This window comes from Natronorubrum marinum (assembly GCF_052040125.1).
In the GTDB taxonomy this organism is placed as follows: domain Archaea; phylum Halobacteriota; class Halobacteria; order Halobacteriales; family Natrialbaceae; genus Natronorubrum.
The window spans coordinates 734169-752801 of sequence record NZ_JBPPFV010000002.1 but is presented as its reverse complement, the minus strand read 5'-3'; the positions used below and the strand labels follow the sequence as shown (position 1 = coordinate 752801).

The following is an 18633-nucleotide window of genomic DNA, read 5'->3' as shown; positions in this document are numbered from 1 at the left end:
TTAACACCAGTATAAGCCGCTGAGCGCGATATCGACGCGAACCTTCTGAGCCGCCGACTCTCCCCCAGCAGATCGCCTCACGAGCGGATGGTCGTGGTGCAACCGTTTATTCTGGCTATAGTAAACCGCCCGAACTGTCTCGGCATGGATGAGGAACGCGAACGGAACCGTTTCGGACGGAAACCGTCACACGAGCGGGTGTGACGGTCCAGAAACCACGTATCATCTATGACCACGACAATCAGCGACACCGAGAATCGAACGGACGATCGAGAGCGCGACCGACTACCCCTGCAATCGAGCGAGAAGGGGACCACCCTCGAGCACGTCGAGGAGCAGTCCGTCCGGGAGGCGACGATCTGCGTCGTCGGACTCGGCTACGTCGGCCTGCCGCTTGCGGTCGGCTTCGCGCAGTCGGACTACCGAGTCATCGGCTACGATATCGACGAATCGACAGTCGAGCGTCTTCAGGACGGCGTCGACACCACGGGCGACCTCTCTGACGAGGCGATCCAGGACGGCGACATCTCCTACACGACCGACGCCGCCGAGATCGGCGAGGCCGACTACGTCATCATCGCCGTACCGACGCCGATCGACGACGACGACCGGCCGGACCTGCGCTTCGTCGAGAGCGCGGCGACCACCGTCGGCTCGAAACTGACCGCCGGCACGACGGTCGTCCTCGAGTCGACCGTCTACCCGGGGACGACCCAGGACGTGCTGATTCCGGCCCTCGAGTCCGCGTCCGACCTCACCGCGGGCGAGGACTTCTTCGTCGGCTACTCGCCGGAGCGCGCGACGCCCGGAGACGACGAACACGGACTCGCACACGTCGTCAAAGTCGTCGGCGCACAAACCGACCCAGTGCTCGACGACGTCGCGACGCTCTACGAGTCGGTCGTCGACGCGGGCGTCCACCGCGCGCCCTCGATCGAAGTCGCCGAAGCGTGCAAAGTCGTCGAGAACACCCAGCGCGACCTCAACATCGCGTTCGTCAACGAACTCTCGATGGCGCTCGAGCGGATGGACGTCGACACGCAGGCGGTTCTCGAGGCCGCGGGCACGAAGTGGAACTTCCACGACTACCGGCCGGGACTGGTCGGCGGCCACTGCATTCCGGTCGATCCCTACTTCCTCGCCCACCGATCGGCCCAGGACGGCTACGAGCCCGAACTCATCCGCGCCGGTCGCGACGTCAACGAGTCAGTGCCGGACCACATCGCCGATCTGACGATCAAGGCGCTCAACCAGTGTCACAAGACCCTTCGCGAGAGTCGCGTGCTGGTTCTCGGACTCTCGTACAAACCCGATGTCGGGGACATCCGAAGTTCGAAAGTCGCGAACGTCGTCGACGCGCTTCGAGAGTACGACATCGACGTCGAGGGCTTCGACCCGTTCGCGGACGCCGATGCGGTACACGAGACGTTCGACCTCGAGGTCCAGGAGACGCTTTCGTTCGAGGGCTTCGACGCCGTCCTCCTCGCGACGCCACACGCCGAGTTCGAACGGCTGGATCTCGAGGCCGTCGCGGCCGAACTGGGGGAGAATCCCGCCCTGATCGACGTCACGGGAACGTACGGGGCGGACGCGGCCCACGACGCGGGATTCGTCTACCGGAGGTTGTGATCGCTAATGCGAGTCGTGATTACGATTCAACACCCCGGACACGTCCACTTCTTCCGGAATCCGATCGAGGAACTGGACGCTCGGGGACACGAGGTCCACGTCTTCGCTCGCGAGAGCGACGTGGCCATCGCGCTGCTCGAGGCGTACGATATCGACCACGAGGTGCTCGCCGGCGAGTCGGACTCGCTGCTCTCGCTGGCCACCGTGCAGGCGACCTACGAGACGCGCCTGCTGGCCCGGGCGCGACGGATCGATCCTGATGTCGTTACGGCCATCGGCGGCGTCGCCGCCGCTCACGTCGCGTCCGTTTTGCGTACCAAGAGCGTCGTCTTCTACGACACCGAACACGCGACGCTCATCACGAAACTCGCCTACCCGTTCGCGGACGCGATCTGTACGCCGGCGTGCTACCGCGACGACGTTGGGTCGAGCCAGGTGCGTTACCCGGGATATCACGAACTCGCCTACCTCCATCCGAGTCGGTTCGATCCCGATCCGGCCGTCCTCGAGTCGGTCGGTCTCGGTCCCGACGACCCGTTCGCCGTCGTTCGCCTCAGTAGCTGGGAAGCGTCCCACGACGTCGGTCACGGCGGGTTCGACGATCCGCGCGAAGCGATCGATCGGCTCGAAGACGCCGGTCTCGAGGTGTTGCTCACGGCAGAAGGTGAGCCGCCGGCCGACCTCGAGTCGTACCAGTTTTCGACGCGACCCGAACGGTTGCACGATCTGCTCGCTCACGCCGATATCGTCGTCAGCGAGGGCGCGACGACCGCGACCGAGGCGGCGGTGCTCGGCACGCCGGCCGTCTACGTCAACCCGCTCTCGCTCGGCTACACCGCCGAACTCGAGGCCGAGTACGGACTGCTGTTCGGCTGCAACGGCAACGATCGCCACGCTCGTGCGCTCGAGGCGATCGACTCCGCGCTCGCACAACCCGCGGAAACGTGGGGACGGCGACGCGAACGCCTGCTCGAGGAGCGGATCGACGTGACGGCGTTCGTCGTGAAGCAGATTGAGACGCATGCGCGCACACGCGTAGCAAACGATTCGACGCCGGCGGTCAATCCACGCTAACCCATTCATGAACGTACTTCAGTTGGTCACGTCCCCGCGACCGTTTTTCGACCAGCAGGTGTCGGTACTCGAGGCCCGTGGCGTCGACTGTACCGTCCTCGAAGTCCCCGGCGCACACAGCGGCGACTCGAGTCGGTCGGCGACGGACTACGCGCGATACTATCCGCGGATCCTCTCGGAGCTCCGGTCGAACGACTACGACCTGGTCCACGCGAATTACGGGCTCGTCGCGCCGTTCGCGCTCGCCCAGCCGACCCGTCCGGTCGTTCTGTCCCTCTGGGGAACGGATTTGATGAGCGATCACGACTGGCTCCGCTCGCTCAGCCGGTTCGGTGCCCGGCATGCGAACGCGGCTATCGTCCCGAGTCGGGCCATGTCGAGCGTCCTCGAGACCGACCACGAACTGATCCCGTTCGGCGTCGACACCGACCTGTTCGAACCGATGTCGCAGGCGGACGCACGCGAACGCGTCGGCTGGGAGACCGACCGGCCGATCGCGCTCTTCCCGTACGATCGGACGCGAGCCGTCAAGGACTACCCGCGAGCGCGACGGTTGGTCGAGCGCGCCGACGCCGACCTCGAACTGCGGACGGTCACCGGCGTCGACCACGAGGAGATTCCGTCCTACATGAACGCGAGCGACGTCCTCCTCGTAACGTCGGAACGGGAGAGCGGCCCGATGGTCGTCAAGGAAGCCGCCGCCTGCAACCTGCCGGTCGTCTCGACCGACGTCGGCTTCGTCCGCGAGACGGTCGCGGACGTGACCGACTGCGTCGTCAGCGACGACGACACGGCGCTGATCGACGGCCTCGAGTACGTCGCCGACGCTCGCCGCCGATCCGACGGCCGCGAGGCGATCGACGGGCTGAGTCTCGACGCGCTGGGGACGAGTCTGCTTTCCGTCTACCGTCGCGTTCTCGAGCGAGACGACTCGGCAGGTCGTCGAGCGGAGGTGGGCCACGGTGTATAGCAGGCTGTCGGAGCTGCGACCGTTACGACTCGACACCGTCGCGGCGATCGTCGGTCTCGCGCTCGCGCTGGCGTTGTTTCCGCTGCGGTTTTTCGCGTCGCAGCTGTATCTCGAGACCGTCCCGCTGATCCTCGGAACCGCGTGTGCCCTGTATCTCGTCTCCCTCTACCAGGGGACAAACTCCACGAGCCTTCCGACGCTTCCGTCGGGAGTGGCGATGGCGCTTCCGAGCATCGTTTTGGCCGGGCTCTCGGCGCTCGTGGTACTGACGGTGATGCAAGGCGCGCGGACCCCGCTCTTTTTCGGGGCGGCGAGCGTCCTCGGGACGCTCGTGATCGGGCAGATCCTCTTCGTGAGCGACCGCGACCTCCATCCCGGAATCTTGCTGCTGCAGATCGTCGCCTTCGCGTTTATCTTCCGGTTTACCGCGCTCTACGCGACGCCGGGATACATCGGGATCGACATCTGGACCCACACGGAGCTCACGCAGGCGATCGTCAACGAGGGTTCCGTCGGCGGCATCGGTCACGACAAACACTACGCGTCGCCGTTTTACCACCTGTTAGTCGCGTCGTCGTCGATACTGTACGACGTGTCGCTTCGGACGGCGCTGTATCTCTCCGTCGGCATCGCGATGCCGCTCTCGGTTCTGCTCGTCTACGCCACGGCGAATCTGCTCGTGTCCGCGCGGTGGGCGACGTTGGCGACGGCCCTCTTCGCCCTCGCCAGCCACGTCTCGATGTGGGGGATGCACCTCATTCCGACCAGCCTCGGGCTGGTCTTCTTCCTCGCGATGCTGTACTCGCTGCTCCGCGTCATGCGCATCGAGTACACGATCCGCGACTTCGCGTTGCTGGTCCTGTTCAGCGTCGCCGTCATCCTCACCCACCAGGTGTCGACGTTCATCATGCTGGTGTTGTTGCTGGCGGCGTTTCTCGCCCAGATCGTCTTCGAAATCGACCCGCTTGGGCTGACGCGCGTCGATACGAGCGTCTTCCGGTCGAAGAAGCCGGTCAACCTCATCGGACTCGTCGTCTTCAACTTCGGGCTGACGATCTTCGTCTGGTCGCTGACGCCCTACGGCGATCAGTCGTTCCTCGCGACCGTGATGAGCTTCTTCAGCCAGACGATAGAGGAGAGCGCCGGCTTCCTCAACATCGCGAGCGACACGGGTAACGCCGATTCCGACGGAGCGGCCCAAGCGACGACGACGCTGCTCGATCAGGTCGTCCCCTACGTGGACGCCCTCGGATTCCTGTTCCTGCTCGGCGTCACGTTCGTCGGCTGTCTGTACGTCGTCCACCGGCGACGCGCCGAACAGTCGGTGTTCACGCTCCTGTTAGCCGCGGCGTTCATGCTGGTCTTCGTCCTCGGTCTGCCGATGTTCGGCATCCGGAACTTCATCCCGACGCGCTGGTTCGCGTTCCTCTTCGCGCCGATGGCGATCCTCGGTGCGATCGGACTCCGGACGCTGGTTCAGAGTCTCGATTCGCGGGTCGTAGTCTCCGTGCTGTTGGTTTTCGTGCTCGTCTATCCGGGAGCGATGATACTGGCGGTGGAGAGCAACTCGGAAAACCCGGTCTTCAGCGATCACCACGAGCAACTGGCGTACAACGAAGCGGAACTCGCCGCGGTCGACTCGATCGGCGAACTGACCGGCTCTCAAACTGGAAGCGAGATCCGCGAGGATCAGCGAATCCACACGGATCATCCGTACCAGACGCTGTTCTGGCGTACTGGGGCCTATCCCCGGTCGGGAATAGGCACCGCAACAGTTCCGGACGACGGCGTCGCCGACCACGGGTACACGGTCTACCGCTCGACGCAGTCGACTGACGCGGTCTACTTCGCCGACGCCGACGGAAACGGACGGATCAAGCAGATCGACCAGCCGCAACTCTGTCGGCCGGATCAGGCCACGGTCTACACGAACGGTGACGTGACGATGTGCGCGGCCGGACCGGGATCCGGATAGTCGCCGTTCGTTCGTCGCCGGAACGGTCGTTTTCGATTCGACGCCGGTGACCGACCGGACCATTCCGTTGGGTTCAGTCCAGCGGAATATCTTTAGCTCCGGTTTCCGTACGCTGCGAGACGATGGCGAACGCGAAGGCGATCGTTTTCGACCTGGACGGAACGCTGCTCGAGCACCGTCGGGCGTACCCGGAGATACTGACGGCGACCTTCGAAACGGTCGAAGGGGAGGCCCGGGAGGAGTGGATCGAACGGTACAATGACGTCTTCTACGAGCTGTTCGAGGCGCACGAGCCGGATCCCGTTCGGCGTGCGTTCGCCAGTATCGAAGCCTGCTCGGAACCGGATCAGTTAGCGGACGAACTCCGTAGACGGGAGGCTACGGCCTGTGAACCGCCCGACGCCGTCCACGCGGATTTGGACCGCCTGTCGGACGGCTATCGGCTCGGCGTGCTGACCAACGGCTTCGAGGACTGGCAGCGGCACAAACTTCGCGAACACGATCTCGAGCTGCATTTCGAAACGGTCGTCACCTCCTATCAAGCCGGCGCGCACAAGCCGTGCGAAGCTCCCTACCAACTCGCCGAAGCGCGGCTCCCGGCACGAGCCTACGCGATGGTGGGCGACGACGATTCAGACGTCGACGGCGCGAGGGACGCCGGCTGGACCGCGCACCGATACTCGGGCGGCGGATTCGCCGAGCTCCCCGATAGCCTCGATTGGGAGTAGTCGACGAACGGGCTGCTCGGTCGACTCCCGACAGCGGCGCGTCGCGCGATCAACGCCGACTCACGCCCGCAGACGGCCCCGAAGCCACCGGTAGCCGTCTGCGGCGATCGGCGCCCCGTCGACCAGCCAGAGCGACACGACGGCGACGCCGAGCCCGAGCTGGAGGGCGACCGACGGCGTCACGCCGCCGGTGAGCAGCTCGTTTACGTACCGAACGAGGTACAGAACGAAGTGGTCGACGAACCCGCCGTGATCGCCTGTCGGTGGCGACTCGAGCGGCCACAGGACGACCCGCGGATCGAGTCGCGAACTTTCGCGCAGCGGATCGTAGATGTCGGTCGCGAGGTGTGAGCCGTACGCAAGTGCAAACGCGCCAGCGAGGAGTCGGTCGCTGCGTTGGGCGGCCGCCGCGTACACCGCGAGACAGACGACCGGAGCGACGAAGATCGAATGTCCGATCGAGTAGCCGGTTTCCGTGATCCCGACCGTCCAGGCGAGGGGTTTATCGACGAGATCCGGGAGTTGTGAGCCGAGGACCACGGCAATCGCCTCCCGGCCCGTCGGGGACCGTCCGAGCACCGCGTTGGCGAACAGGGAGTAGAGGACGTACGCGAAGGCGAGGTGCTCCCACGGCCACATCTATTCGATCTCGATCGGGAGGTGGATCGCTCGGTACGCGTTCTCGGTCGTCGGCTCCGACGGTGGCTCGTCCTCGTAGAGCAACAGCGTCAGTCGGAGATCCTCTCCCTGCATCGACGGAGTAATTTCGAGCGTCTGCTCGTGCGTGTCGCCGTCGGCGACCGTCGTCGACCGCCTGTCGAGTTCGTTCACTTCGGTGACGTTCGCATCGCCATCGGTACCGTCGCCGTCGGCAACTCGCTCGAGCAACGCCACGGTCGTGTAGCTGCGGTCCTCGTGTTCCTGGTTAGTGATCGACACCGCGAGTTCATCAGTTTCACCGGCGGTGTACGTCGACTGATACATCGTGTCGATATCGCCGCTTACGGTCTCGGTTTCGACGGCGAATTCAGTAAACCCGTCACCTTGAGGCGGGTTCGCGATCGCAAAGCCCGCACTCGCGACCAACAGGATCAACGCGACGACGATCGCCACGTTGTACGGTCGGGTGTTCGTTCGCGAGTACGCGTTCGGTCGTGATGGTGTGTTAAATAATGATGTTTTCGAGAGCGACGGCGCGTAGCGGCGGTCGGCTGGACACCGATAGCGAGAACCGATCGCAAGTACCGATAGCACGACCGTGAACATTGCAACTCCGGAGAGCACCGTTTCGAGCACCAAACCCCTAGGGGTTGCAGACGCTAGAAGGGCAATCATCGGAACGGTCGCAACGCTAAAAACGACTGACAGTATCGTTCGCTCGATCGACTCGAGTCCGCCGGTGATGACTAACGGATTTCCAAGTGCGGTTTCCTCGTCGTCGAACGGTTGATACTCGTCGGTTGGCTTGTCCGGAAACAGTGCAGAAACGAACGCATAGCCCGGTAGAAAGCAGACGAGCGGAATAAGCAACACCGTACGGACGGCGCCATCGACGCCGGAAAATACCCCGAACGTCACTGCGCCGGTGATCGCGATGACGACTGCGAGGTCGAAAAACCACCAGTGATTGTCGCTCATGAGGTAGTCGACGGAACTTAGCTGGTTTATTATCGGCACGATAAGCGGTCTACTGAAGGGGGTGTCTGCCGGCCGCCCGACACCAGAATATCAAAAATCAGATACTGATTCCACGTAAGGCTCTTTTGCCAGTTCTGAACGGTTCCAATGAGTGAAACAGTCTCCTATTCAGATAGACGGTCCGCAATATTTCCGAATTAGGGCCGGAAATTAAAAATTCGCTCCGGATCCGAACACGCCAATAAATATGCGATAGAGTCGATCTGAGGAAGATATAAAAACACTAGAAAGGCGAGCAATGTTTGTGAATCCACCTAAATCGTGCGCATCGACAATTTACAGTTCCAATGCTTTATTACCCCCTTCTGTTTACGGGATATTGGTGCGATGAACGCGACATATATCAGCGAAAAAGAACACGGTGAGCAGGAGACGGACGGCGACGTCGACCAGCCATCGGAAACGCCTATCGACGGTGACGTCGATCAGCCATCGGAAACGTCTGCGTTTTCCAAGGACGAAATATTCCACCTGCTGCAGAACGAACGCCGCCGACTGGTTCTTCGGTACCTTCGCGGCACCGAGGGACCAGTGCGTATGCGCGATATTGCAGAGCAGGTCGCGGCGTGGGAACACGATACGACGGTCGAACAACTCACGTCCACGCAACGCCAGCGCGTCTATATCCCGCTCTACCAGTCTCATCTGTCGAAACTCGACGAGGCGGGCATTATCGACTACCAGAAAAACCGCGGTATCGTCGAACGGAAGCCGCTCGCGAACCAGGTCGATCAGTACCTCCAGATCGAGCCGGCCGACGAATCCGTGCCCGCACAAGCGACCGACGAAAATTGGGACGACTATTACATCGGCGCGACGGTCCTCTGTTACGTCCTCCTAGTCGGTGCCGTCATCGAGTTGCCGTTTACCTCGTTCCTCTCGGGGATCGCGTTGAGCGCGTTGATTCTGCTCCTCTTTTCGGTGTTGACCGTTAGCCGACTCGTCAACCGGTAACGGCTGATCGCCGCAGTGTAACTGTTATACGACAACCGTTATTACGACGAAAACAGCTGCGCCCAACAGCGCGAGCGAAAGCAGCGCGAGAAACACACGCGAAGGCGTAAACGGAGCCGTTGTCGAAACGGCCGAAGAGGCGACTGCGACGCCGTTCTGCGTGCCGGATCGAGCCTGAAGTGGTCGCTCGACGACCCCCTGGGACTCGTCGAACACGATGTCGTTCGAGGCGTCGAGCGCCGGAAGTCGATCTCGGTGTAACCGTTCGTGGACGGTCGCCCAGGTTTCGACCGGCGGATCCGCGGGCGCGATCAGCTGATCGACGACCTCGTCGACGGTCGACGGCGTACTCATCTCGTCGAGTTCGACTATCAACGCGGTGTCGGACTCCGGGATGAAGTGCGCTGCTCGTCGGCTTGATACGGACGACTCCTCTGAAAGATCGCTCGGCGGGGAGTGATAGATCGTCACTCCGGCGCTGGTATCGGGATCGCCGTCGGAGTCCTCTCTAGGAGGATCTTCCGACGAGGAGCGAAACCAAGGCGGCGTCAGACGCATATCTCGCGCTAAAACTGCGTGACATATAAGTATTGTCTCGGTTTACCGGCTGCAACAGATCTACCCCGTCATTAGACGGGTTTCGACCGGTTCCTATCTCGTCGAACCGTCTCCTCGGCGGGCGATTGCCGTCGAATACGTTATCCGATCGTCGACTGCGGTGGCGATAGCCACGGAATCGATCGGTCTCTCGAGTCCGTCCAGCACTCGAGCCACCCGCGAAGATCGATCAGCCGCAGTTTGTGTCTGGCGGGGAGGTCGTGGACGTGTTCGGCGTCGGCGAGCAGCCGCCGGTCGAAGTCGTGGCGCTCGAAGAGGGTCTTGCGGTCGGGCCAGGGCGGCTGAAACGACGAGAGCAACGGCGTCTTCCGACGGACGAATCGCTCGATCTCGTTGAACAGCATCGTATCGTACGGCCGGTCCGGCGGCCTGTGTCGCAACACGTCGCCGTCGAGCTGTTTGCACGCCTGGAGGAACGTCTCCGTCGTCCGGTGTTCCGGTGGCGTCCGAAGATGCCAGTCGACGAGTTCGCGGTCGGTCGCCAGAAACGACGTCAGGAACTGATCCGACAGGTGGTTGTGGAACGGAATCGACGGCTGGTTGGCGATACCGACGCAGGTGAGCGTGTTCTGTATCGTCCGCGCGCGATCCCCCCTCGCGTCGAACTCGGCGTCGATCGCCTCCCTGACGAACGACTCCGGATCCACGTCGAACGACGTTCGCTCGGCGAGTTCGAGGCTGGCATCGCGGCTGTACCCGAACTTTCCGAGCAGCGACTCGATCGGATCCGGATCGGGATCGAGCCGGGCGATCGGGACGCGTTTGCCGAAGACGTCGACGCTGTCCTGTGCGGTGAAGTGGCCCCGGAAGAAGGTATCACAGAGAAGGCCGTGATACATCGTGTCGACGTCCATCTCGTCGGTGTAGCCCGCGTGGTGGATGTGTAAGGACTCTTTGATCCCCTGTGAGTACCGAATCTTCGACTCGTCGGCGCGGAGATAGCGCTCGTCCGGCGGGAACGCGGTGTGGCTCGCGTCGTACTGCTCGGCGAGCCGTTTGGCCCCCTGTACCTCCTGTGCATCCGGCGAGCCGACCGTGTAACTGTGGTCGATGTCGGCCACCTGCGAGAGGATGATCCGCGAATCGTACCCCGCCGAGAGGAGTACCCCTTTCGTCCCCGGGAGCGCCGACCGCCGTCGAAGCGCGCGCTCGAGACGCTCCGCGAGTTCGGTCGCGTAGTCGAACTCCTGGGGTCGATAGACGAACCGTTCGAGCGACTCGACCGAGTCGGCCGTGAGGTAGCTGTCTATCGGGAGCCGATTCAGTTCGTCCACGCCGGTTTTCTCCCCGAGGGTCACGCCCAGATGCAGGAACTCGAGGATGCCGTTTCGGTCGAGCGTCCGGTCCGCGATAGGACGGCCGACCTCGGCGGGGTCGGTGCCGAAGACGCGAACGCCGGGATCGTCGGTGTAGAAACACTCCCGAGAACGGACCACGTCGGTCGCGACGATCGCTTCACCGGCGGCCGCGGAGTCGAGTACGACGACGTACGAGCCGTTGAGTTCCGAGAGCGCTTCGCGGCCGTCCGCCTCGTAGCGCTCGAGGAGCCACCGGGCGGCGTTCGAGGCGTCGCCGGGGACGTACACCTCTCCCCAGATGACACAGTAGCCGTCGTCGCCGGCGTATCGCGCGCTCCAGCCGTGGGTTCCGAGGTCGGAGTCCCTGATCCCGACCGTGATGGTCGAGCCGACGAGCACCTCGTCGAACTCGTCGCTGGATCTGAATCGGTCGAACGTCTCGATACTCCCGAACACGCCGAAGAGCTCCCTATTCATCGTCGAAGATCACCGTATTGCCGACGCACGAGAGAGGGCGGCCGATCGAAGACCGATCGCCACACACGTACGCCTGATTGGTCCCACCTCCGGGCCTGTGGTCGTTAACTATGGCATTGTTAAGCCCCGAGACGGCCGCACAGCAGCGATCTGAACGGTGGGGGAGGGGGAACTATCGTATCTATAATAATGGGGTCACTGTCGATACCTTCGACTCGTCTATGACACCCGACCGAACGACGCGACGACGAGTCCTCGCACTGTCCGGTGCAACCGCGGCCGCTGGTCTCGCGGGGTGTACCGATCGCCTCGAGTCGCTCACCGGCAGTTCCAACGGTGACGAGTCCTCGGAGGAGGGAAAAACCACCGACCGTGCGGCGGCGCTCGCGGACGGCGTTCCCCCGCTCGAGACCGAGTACAACAGCCGCGAACAGTACCGGCAGCCGGGAGCGTCCTTCGACGACTTCGAGGATCTCGACGAGTGGGAGGTCGTCCAGGGTTCGGGAGAGGCGGACGAGGACGTCGTCTACGACGGCGAGCAGAGTTTCAAACTGGAGTCCGACGGCAGCGAGAACGTCGTCGCCCAGCGAGATCTCACCGGCGAAGACCTCTCCGAGACGGATCTCTCCTTTGCGATCAGGACGACGACGCCACAGAACATCACGATCAACCTGCGTCTCGTCGACCAGTTCGGTAGCGAGCGCGTGTACTCGCTCCGCGAAATCACGTATCGCGAGCCCGACGTCGGCTGGTTCCGGTCGAGTCCGGGCGTCTTCCAGGAGAGCGAGTACGAACCCGCGATGGACTCGCTCGACCGACTCGAGATCCAGGTCCTCCACTCGATGGACGAGGCGGAGGTCTGGATCGACGACCTGCGCACGCACGAGAAGCCAGAACAGGGGTACGTGATGCTGGTCTGGGACGACGGCACCAGCGACTACTACGAGACTGCCTCGCCGCTGCACGACGAGTACGACTTCCCGGCGGTGCAGGCCCCGGTTCCGCGATGGGTCGAACAGGGCCGGGAGGGCGTCATGTCGATCTCGGAGCTTCGGGAGCGCCAGGAGGAAGGTGACCAGATCGTCGTTCACGGCACGCACACGGCCATTCACGAGTACGAGGACGACGAACGGATCGAGAACAGGCTCCGGCAGGACAAGCAGTGGTCCATCAACAACGAGTTCGAGGGTGCCGACTACATCGTCTACCCACACAACAGCTACGACCGGTCGAGCCTCGAGCAGAAGACGAAGTTCCACTACTGCGGCGGCTTTAACCAGGCGGGGAACGTCAACACGACGAGCGTCTACGGCTTCGATCCGCTGGCGCTGCCGCGGACGATCGGTCACGACATCGACATCTCGAAGCGCTGTGTCGACCTCGCCGCGGAACACAACCAGTGTACGATCCTGAACTTCCATGAGTTCGAGTCGAACAACACCATGCCGGAAGACGACTACGAGGACCTCCTCGAGCACATCGACGACGCCGACGTCGAGGTCATCACGTTCGACGACCTCTGGGAACTGCGAACCGAGCAGCACTACGAGTAACGACCTCGCTACGCCCGTTGATAGTCCCGCTCCGGCGCCCCACTGCACAGTTTCGAATCCGATCTGCCCGTAGCGTGCCATCGATTCGCTGATACTGCTCGTTCCGTCTGCTTCTCGGTCCATCGACCGCCCGTGGCGAAACTGCCAACTCGGGTCGATCCCGTCCTCGCCCGTGCGTCTCGCGCTCGACCGCGACGGCGTTCGACTCGAGAACCGTGACGAGCGTGACAGCGTCGATCACCCAATCGGCTCCCTCCTCCGTGGTCACGGAACCGGCGACCTCGGTGCCGTAGACGCCGCCCGTCAGACCGGCTGCATCCGCGGCCGTGGCGTAGACCATCGTCTTCTGTTCCGTCCCCTCGAGTATCTCGACCGTCCTCCGCGTGACACCCTCGTCGGTCTCGCTGCTCACCGTGGTGACGCCGAGACTCACGAGTACGGTACCGACCGTGAGTGACGGTGCTGTTCGTCGCAAGAGGGAGTTCCGTTGCATCCGGTCTCTCCTTGGAGAGAACCGATGTTTACTATCGCGAGACTAACTCGAGAATACATCTATTATCGCGCCCGCAATGGTTATCGTGACGACGCGACCGATCGTCCCAGGGCAGCAAACGGTCCGGTGGTCGACAGGCGAACGGCCGGACTACCGGACGCCGTGGCGCTCGTAAAATCGCGTAACTCGGTCGTCCGCCAGCAACGGTCCGTGGACCTGGATCGACTTGAGCCCGGGGTAGCTGTTCGCTTCGATCACCGAGAACTCGCCGTCCTCACCCGTGACGATGACGTCCCAGCCGACGTAGGGTACGAACGGACAGCTGTCTGCCATCTCGAGAACTCGCTCGCGGATCTCGCTCCAACCGGGAATCTTCACGCCGTCGATCGGCGTCTTCGCCTCGGGGTGGACCGCGTGCCACTCGAGGTCGCCGTCGCCGGGCGGGCACACGCCAGGGCCGAGCTCGCCCGTCTCGAGGTCGATTTCTGCGGAGAGACCGCCCTGCGTGAAGTTGTCCAGTGGCGCGGAGTCCGACGTCCCGATCCGCTGGATCGCCGCAGCGATGAACGGCTCGTCGCGCTCCTCGTCGTACATCGTGATAATCCGGATGGTGTTCGGCGTTTCCGCGTAGAGGCCGTCCGCAAACGAGCCCTGTTCGACGTACTCACAGACGAGGTACTCCTCGAGATTTGAGACCAGCGATCTGAACTTGGCTTCGGCGTAGCGGTCGCCGTTCACCCGGTAGCCGTCGTCCGTTCGCTCACACAGGAGGACGTTGTTCCCGCCGCCACCGCGAACCCACTTGAGTACCAGCCGACCGTCGCTCTCGAGCCGTTCGACGACGCGCTGGGCGGCGTTGCGGGTTTCCGCGGACGAGTGTGGCGCAGGTCGATTCGAGTCCCGCCGCTCGGCATCGCTCGAACCCCGACGCTCTAAAGCCCCCCGCGAATCGGTTTCGTCCTCGCTCTCGGCCGGGACGACCGCGCCACCGTCGGTCACCTCGCGTCGGCCGTCGCCCCCGTCGACGCCGTGGAACGAACCGTTGCGGATCATACCGTAGACGCCCATTCGGTGGGCGTCGAACGGCTGCATCACGCGGTGGAAGAGGAGTTTGTTCGACAGCGCGACCGACCACGTTCCGTTGATCTGCTTCGTTCGGACGAACCGCTGATAGTCGTTCAGGTAGTCTCGATACGTCGACTCGTCGAGGTCGTAGACGGCATCGGAGCGGCTCAGAAAGCCCCGCCGCCAGAGCCAGAGCCGACGCCGGATCGACGGCGAGGCGGCCGATTCGCGTTCGGTCGCCGCGAGGTCTTGCAGTCCTCTGGCCGCGTGGTAGAGTGTTCTGACGTTCACGTCACACGCTGCCGGAGAGAGCGGGTTAGTTATCGATTCGACAAGACCGTTGCAGGCTCGAGAGCGATCACGACATCGTTTCAGTCAGCAAAACAACGGATGCTACGTTATTCTCTAGCACCGATACGTATTCGTGTCGGCAGGACGAGCGTTAGTCGGTGAAGACGCGACGAGCGACTACACCCTGAATCAGGGCGATCGTTACCAGAACGAACGCGACCGTCGCGATGATCGGCACCGGTCGCCGTCGAACGCCGACGCCGGCGGCCCAGCAGAGCCCCGGATACTGTCGTCGCGACGGCGCCGCCTTCCGGAGGTGCCAGAGGCCGCGGAGGAGTCGCCCCTCCGAGAAGTAACACTTCGCGAGGATCAGCTGGTGGCTCGAACGAATTTCGTACCCCTCGCTCTCGAAGCGCTCGACCGTCTCGTCATACATCGACAGGTACTGTTCGTCGGCGTTTGTGATGACGTCCGCCGGCGGGATTCCCGTCTCCTCGCGGACGACCAGTTCCTCGTCGACGTACGCGAGGTTGCCCGCCTCGAGGACCCGCAGACAGAACTCGGGGTCCTGAAACCGGTCGAGTTGTTCGTCGAAGCCGCCGATTTCGCGGGCGACGTCGGTTCGAACGAGCAGCGTCGAGCCGGCGCCCGGCTGGACGTTGTCCGCGAGAATCTCGCCGATCAGCTCTTCGCCGCCTTCCATCGCTGGCCGGTCGTCCCCGCGAGCGAGGACGGTTGCGGCCGTCGATCGGAACCAGCCGTCCGTTCCCGACAGCTCGAACGCCGCGTCGCAGTAGACGCCGATCCACTCCTCGGACCGTCCGTCGAGGGTCTCGAGCTGTCGCTCGAGCTTCTCGGAGCGCCACGCGTCGTCGGAGTCGAGGAAGGCGACGTACTCGCCGCGGGCGTGGCCAATCCCCGTATTTCGGGCGACGTTCGCCCCCTGGTTGGTCGCGTGGACGACCGGCCGAACCCGCGGGTCGTCGTACTCGGCGAGCACCGAATCGGTGTCGTCGGTCGAGCCGTCGTCGACGACGACGACCTCGAGGTCGTCTATCGTCTGTGCGAGCGCGCTGTCGATCGCCCGTGGAAGCGTCCGTGCTCTGTTGTACGTCGGGATGATGACGCTGACGCGAGTCATTTTCCGGTTCTAGCCGTTCGCGTCGCATTATTATCGAGTCGGTAAACTGGGCGTCGCAGTTTTGGATTCCGTCTCGCGAGCCCTACGACTCGCGGGACGGCGCGTAGCAGAACTGGCCGGACGATAGAACTCGACCCGCTCCGAGCCTAACAACTCTATAAGAAAGACCGAACGGTTCGTCGACGCCGCTAATGACGAATCGAAACCGACGATCGTTCGTGACAGCCGTCGGCGCGGCCGGGGCAATCGGTCTCGCCGGCTGTCTCTCGACCGTCCGCGAGTGGCGCGACGATGGCGGCGAGCCGTCAGCGGAAGCACGGACTCCCGACGAGGACGACGGTGACGGGACCCTCGACCTCCCGGGCCAGACGATCGAGGACTTCGAGGATCTCAGCGACTGGGCGGCGATGATCGACGCCGGGAGCCTCGAGGCCGAGACGGACGACCCCTACGCCGGGTCGCAGTCGGCTCGCCTCTCGGCGCCCGAAGACACCGAGCACGCTGCCGTCTATCAGGTGCGCTCCGACGGCATCGACCTGTCCGATCAGAACCTCTCGCTGGCCGTCACCTTCACCGGCCGCGACCAGCTGCACCTCTCCCTCGAGTTGTACGCGCCGAACTCGCGGAACGCGTACGCGATGGAGCGCACCCTCACCGGGCCGACCGACCGCTGGGTGCGCGTCGACTTCGGCACCAGCGAGATCGATGGTGATCCGGATCTCACGGACGTCCGCGAGATCCGCCTGACGGCTCGCCGACGCGGCGATCAGTCGGGATCGATCGACTGTCGGATCGACGACCTCCGGGCCGTCGACCGACCCGAAACGGGGAAGGTAATGCTGCTGTTCGACGGCACGCTCGAGAGCCACTACGAGCACGCGCTCGAGCCGATGGGGGACTACGACTTCGCCGGCGTGGAAGCGGTGATCTACGAGGCGCTAGGCGAGTCCGACCGGCTCACGATCGACCAACTCGAGGCGTTGGACGACGCCGGCTGGGATATGGCCGCGCGGCCGCGAACCGGCGCGCAGTACCTCCACGACTACTCGCCGGAGGAACAGGAGGGCGCGATCAGGCGGACGAAGGCGTTCCTCGAGAGTCGCGGCTTCGAGGACGGCGCGCGACACTTCGTCACGCCGCGGAACGTCCTCGGCCCGGAAACGATCGACCTCGTTCGGGAGTTCCACGAGCAGGCGTTCCGCTACGGCGGCGGCCCGAACGCCCTCCCGCTAACGGACCCGCATAACGTCGGCGTCTTCTCCGGGGCCGACGGCGAGACGACGAAACGATACGTCGACCGCGCGGCGGAGTACGGCCAGCTCGCCGTCTTGCACTTCGAGCACATCGGCGAGGACGGCCTGTCGACCGAGGCGTTCGAGGACCTTCTCGAGCACGTCGACGACGCCGACATCGAGGTCGTGACCGCCTCGGAGCTGCTGGAGGGAAGCTGATGTACCGAGACGCGAGCGTCGGCGTCGTGATGCCCGCCTACAACGAGGAGGGGTTCGTCGGCGACGTGATTCGCGAGATGCCCGACTACGTCGACCGAATCTACGCCATCGACGATCGGTCGACCGACGGTACCTGGGACGAAATCCTCGAGGCGGCCCGAGCGGACGCAGGTTCAGACGGGTCGGCCGACTCGAGGGAGGACGCACAACTCGTCGCCGACGGCGGAGTCGCGGGGGAACCAGCGGCCCGCGACGGCGGCGTCTCTGCGCTCGCCAAACGGGCGTCGGTACGCGACCCGATCGGCCGCGTCGTCCCGATTCGACACCGCGAGAACCTCGGTGCCGGCGGGGCGATCAAGACCGGCTACCTCGCGGCCCTCGAGGACGGCGTGGACGCGACGGTCACCGTCGACGCGGACGGCCAGATGGATCTCTCGCAGATGACCCGGCTCCTCGACCCGATCGTCGAGGGAAAAGCCGACTACGCGAAGGGAAACCGGCTCCTCTCGAGGGAGTACCGGGCCGCGATGCCGCGATTTCGATTCGTCGGCAACGCGATCCTCACCTTCCTGACGAAGATCGCTTCGGGCTACTGGAAGACGATGGACCCCCAGAACGGCTACACAGCCATCTCGAACGACGCGCTCGAGGCGGTCGACCTCGAGAACCTCTACGAGTACTACGGTTACTGCAACGACCTGCTCGTGAAGCTGAACGTCCATGGCATGCGCGTCGCTGACGTCGCCATGCCGGCCGTCTACGGCGAGGAGGAGTCGAGCATCACCTACTCGAGTTACATCCCGAAGGTTTCGACGATGCTGCTCCAGAATTTCCTCTGGCGGCTGAAGACCAAGTACCTCGCGCTCGACTTCCACCCGCTCGCGCTGTTCTACCTCGTCGGCGCCGGGCTGGCCGGCGCCGGCGTCCTCGCCGCCGGTGCGGCGCTGCTCGCCGCAGTCACGAGTCTCGGCGCGCTGATCGATGGATCGGCGACCGTCGTGTTGTTCGTCGCCGGCATCGCGTTCTTGCTGTTCGCGATGGTGTTCGACATGGCCGAGAGCGAACACCTCGAGACGCAGGTACAGTAACGAAGCGCCCCGGCTCACAGGCGGCTGACAGTTCGTTGTAGCAGTTATCCGAACACCTCGAGGTGGACGTGCTAGCGCGAAGGAAGGACAGTCCTGGATTCCCAACTCGTTGCTGGCGCCCCGAGCACAA

16 protein-coding genes are annotated in these 18633 nt (G+C 63.7%); 9 read left to right on the top strand and 7 right to left on the bottom strand.

Annotation, left to right across the window (positions count from 1 at the left end; all coding sequences use genetic code 11):
* The first annotated feature begins 228 nt into the window (after window positions 1–228).
* The 5 genes from ACSFC5_RS13360 (at window position 229) to ACSFC5_RS13340 (ending at window position 6376) form a co-directional block, all read left to right on the top strand.
* On the top strand, window positions 229–1629 hold the full coding sequence (locus ACSFC5_RS13360; protein WP_440765745.1) for a nucleotide sugar dehydrogenase: 1401 nt from the start codon (window positions 229–231) through the stop codon (window positions 1627–1629).
* A gap of 6 nt (window positions 1630–1635) precedes the next feature.
* On the top strand, window positions 1636–2703 hold the full coding sequence (locus tag ACSFC5_RS13355) for a DUF354 domain-containing protein (RefSeq protein WP_440765744.1): 1068 nt from the start codon (window positions 1636–1638) through the stop codon (window positions 2701–2703).
* 7 nt (window positions 2704–2710) lie between these two features.
* Window positions 2711–3673: a glycosyltransferase gene (locus tag ACSFC5_RS13350; RefSeq protein WP_440765743.1), complete on the top strand. Its 963-nt coding sequence runs from the start codon at window positions 2711–2713 to the stop codon at window positions 3671–3673.
* Window positions 3666–5648, top strand: a complete 1983-nt coding sequence (locus ACSFC5_RS13345; RefSeq protein ID WP_440765742.1) for a putative glycosyltransferase family protein — start codon at window positions 3666–3668, stop codon at window positions 5646–5648. The genes ACSFC5_RS13350 and ACSFC5_RS13345 overlap by 8 nt, the downstream gene beginning before the upstream one ends.
* Before the next feature lie 122 nt (window positions 5649–5770).
* Complete coding sequence (locus tag ACSFC5_RS13340) at window positions 5771–6376, top strand: HAD family hydrolase (protein ID WP_440765741.1); 606 nt, start codon at window positions 5771–5773, stop codon at window positions 6374–6376.
* A 60-nt stretch (window positions 6377–6436) separates the two neighbouring features.
* Here ACSFC5_RS13340 and ACSFC5_RS13335 read toward each other — a convergent pair whose 3' ends face one another.
* Entirely contained in the window at window positions 6437–7015 is a 579-nt protein-coding gene (locus ACSFC5_RS13335; protein ID WP_440765740.1) for a metal-dependent hydrolase, read from the bottom strand.
* Complete coding sequence (locus tag ACSFC5_RS13330) at window positions 7016–8014, bottom strand: DUF1616 domain-containing protein (protein WP_440765739.1); 999 nt, start codon at window positions 8012–8014, stop codon at window positions 7016–7018.
* 387 nt (window positions 8015–8401) lie between these two features.
* Between ACSFC5_RS13330 and ACSFC5_RS13325 the strand changes: the two genes are divergently transcribed.
* A complete protein-coding gene (locus tag ACSFC5_RS13325) occupies window positions 8402–9028 on the top strand; it encodes a DUF7344 domain-containing protein (RefSeq protein WP_440765738.1) in 627 nt (208 codons plus the stop codon).
* A gap of 24 nt (window positions 9029–9052) precedes the next feature.
* Here the strand turns inward: ACSFC5_RS13325 and ACSFC5_RS13320 are convergent, their stop codons facing one another.
* Together ACSFC5_RS13320 and ACSFC5_RS13315 are read right to left on the bottom strand one after the other, a co-directional pair.
* A complete protein-coding gene (locus tag ACSFC5_RS13320) occupies window positions 9053–9586 on the bottom strand; it encodes a hypothetical protein (RefSeq protein ID WP_440765737.1) in 534 nt (177 codons plus the stop codon).
* Between the two features lie 140 nt (window positions 9587–9726).
* The gene (locus ACSFC5_RS13315) at window positions 9727–11421 is read right to left on the bottom strand and encodes an asparagine synthase-related protein (protein WP_440765736.1); all 1695 of its coding nucleotides are present in this window, start codon (window positions 11419–11421) and stop codon (window positions 9727–9729) included.
* 221 nt (window positions 11422–11642) lie between these two features.
* Between ACSFC5_RS13315 and ACSFC5_RS13310 the strand changes: the two genes are divergently transcribed.
* Window positions 11643–12974 (top strand): polysaccharide deacetylase family protein, encoded by a 1332-nt coding sequence (locus ACSFC5_RS13310; protein ID WP_440765735.1) that lies wholly within the window; start codon window positions 11643–11645, stop codon window positions 12972–12974.
* Here ACSFC5_RS13310 and ACSFC5_RS13305 read toward each other — a convergent pair.
* The 3 genes from ACSFC5_RS13305 to ACSFC5_RS13295 form a co-directional block, all read right to left on the bottom strand.
* Window positions 12925–13467: a hypothetical protein gene (locus tag ACSFC5_RS13305; RefSeq protein WP_440765734.1), complete on the bottom strand. Its 543-nt coding sequence runs from the start codon at window positions 13465–13467 to the stop codon at window positions 12925–12927. The two genes, ACSFC5_RS13310 and ACSFC5_RS13305, sit on opposite strands and share 50 nt — an antisense overlap.
* A 150-nt stretch (window positions 13468–13617) precedes the next feature.
* Entirely contained in the window at window positions 13618–14823 is a 1206-nt protein-coding gene (locus ACSFC5_RS13300) for a sugar-transfer associated ATP-grasp domain-containing protein (RefSeq protein WP_440765733.1), read from the bottom strand.
* A gap of 151 nt (window positions 14824–14974) precedes the next feature.
* Complete coding sequence (locus ACSFC5_RS13295) at window positions 14975–15964, bottom strand: glycosyltransferase family 2 protein (protein WP_440765732.1); 990 nt, start codon at window positions 15962–15964, stop codon at window positions 14975–14977.
* Window positions 15965–16155: 191 nt separating this feature from the next.
* Here ACSFC5_RS13295 and ACSFC5_RS13290 point away from each other — a divergent pair, with 191 nt between their 5' ends.
* On the top strand, window positions 16156–17415 hold the full coding sequence (locus ACSFC5_RS13290) for a polysaccharide deacetylase family protein (RefSeq protein WP_440765731.1): 1260 nt from the start codon (window positions 16156–16158) through the stop codon (window positions 17413–17415).
* The gene (locus tag ACSFC5_RS13285; protein ID WP_440765730.1) at window positions 17415–18503 is read left to right on the top strand and encodes a glycosyltransferase family 2 protein; all 1089 of its coding nucleotides are present in this window, start codon (window positions 17415–17417) and stop codon (window positions 18501–18503) included. Before ACSFC5_RS13290 ends, ACSFC5_RS13285 begins: the two co-directional genes overlap by 1 nt.
* Window positions 18504–18633: the final 130 nt, after the last annotated feature.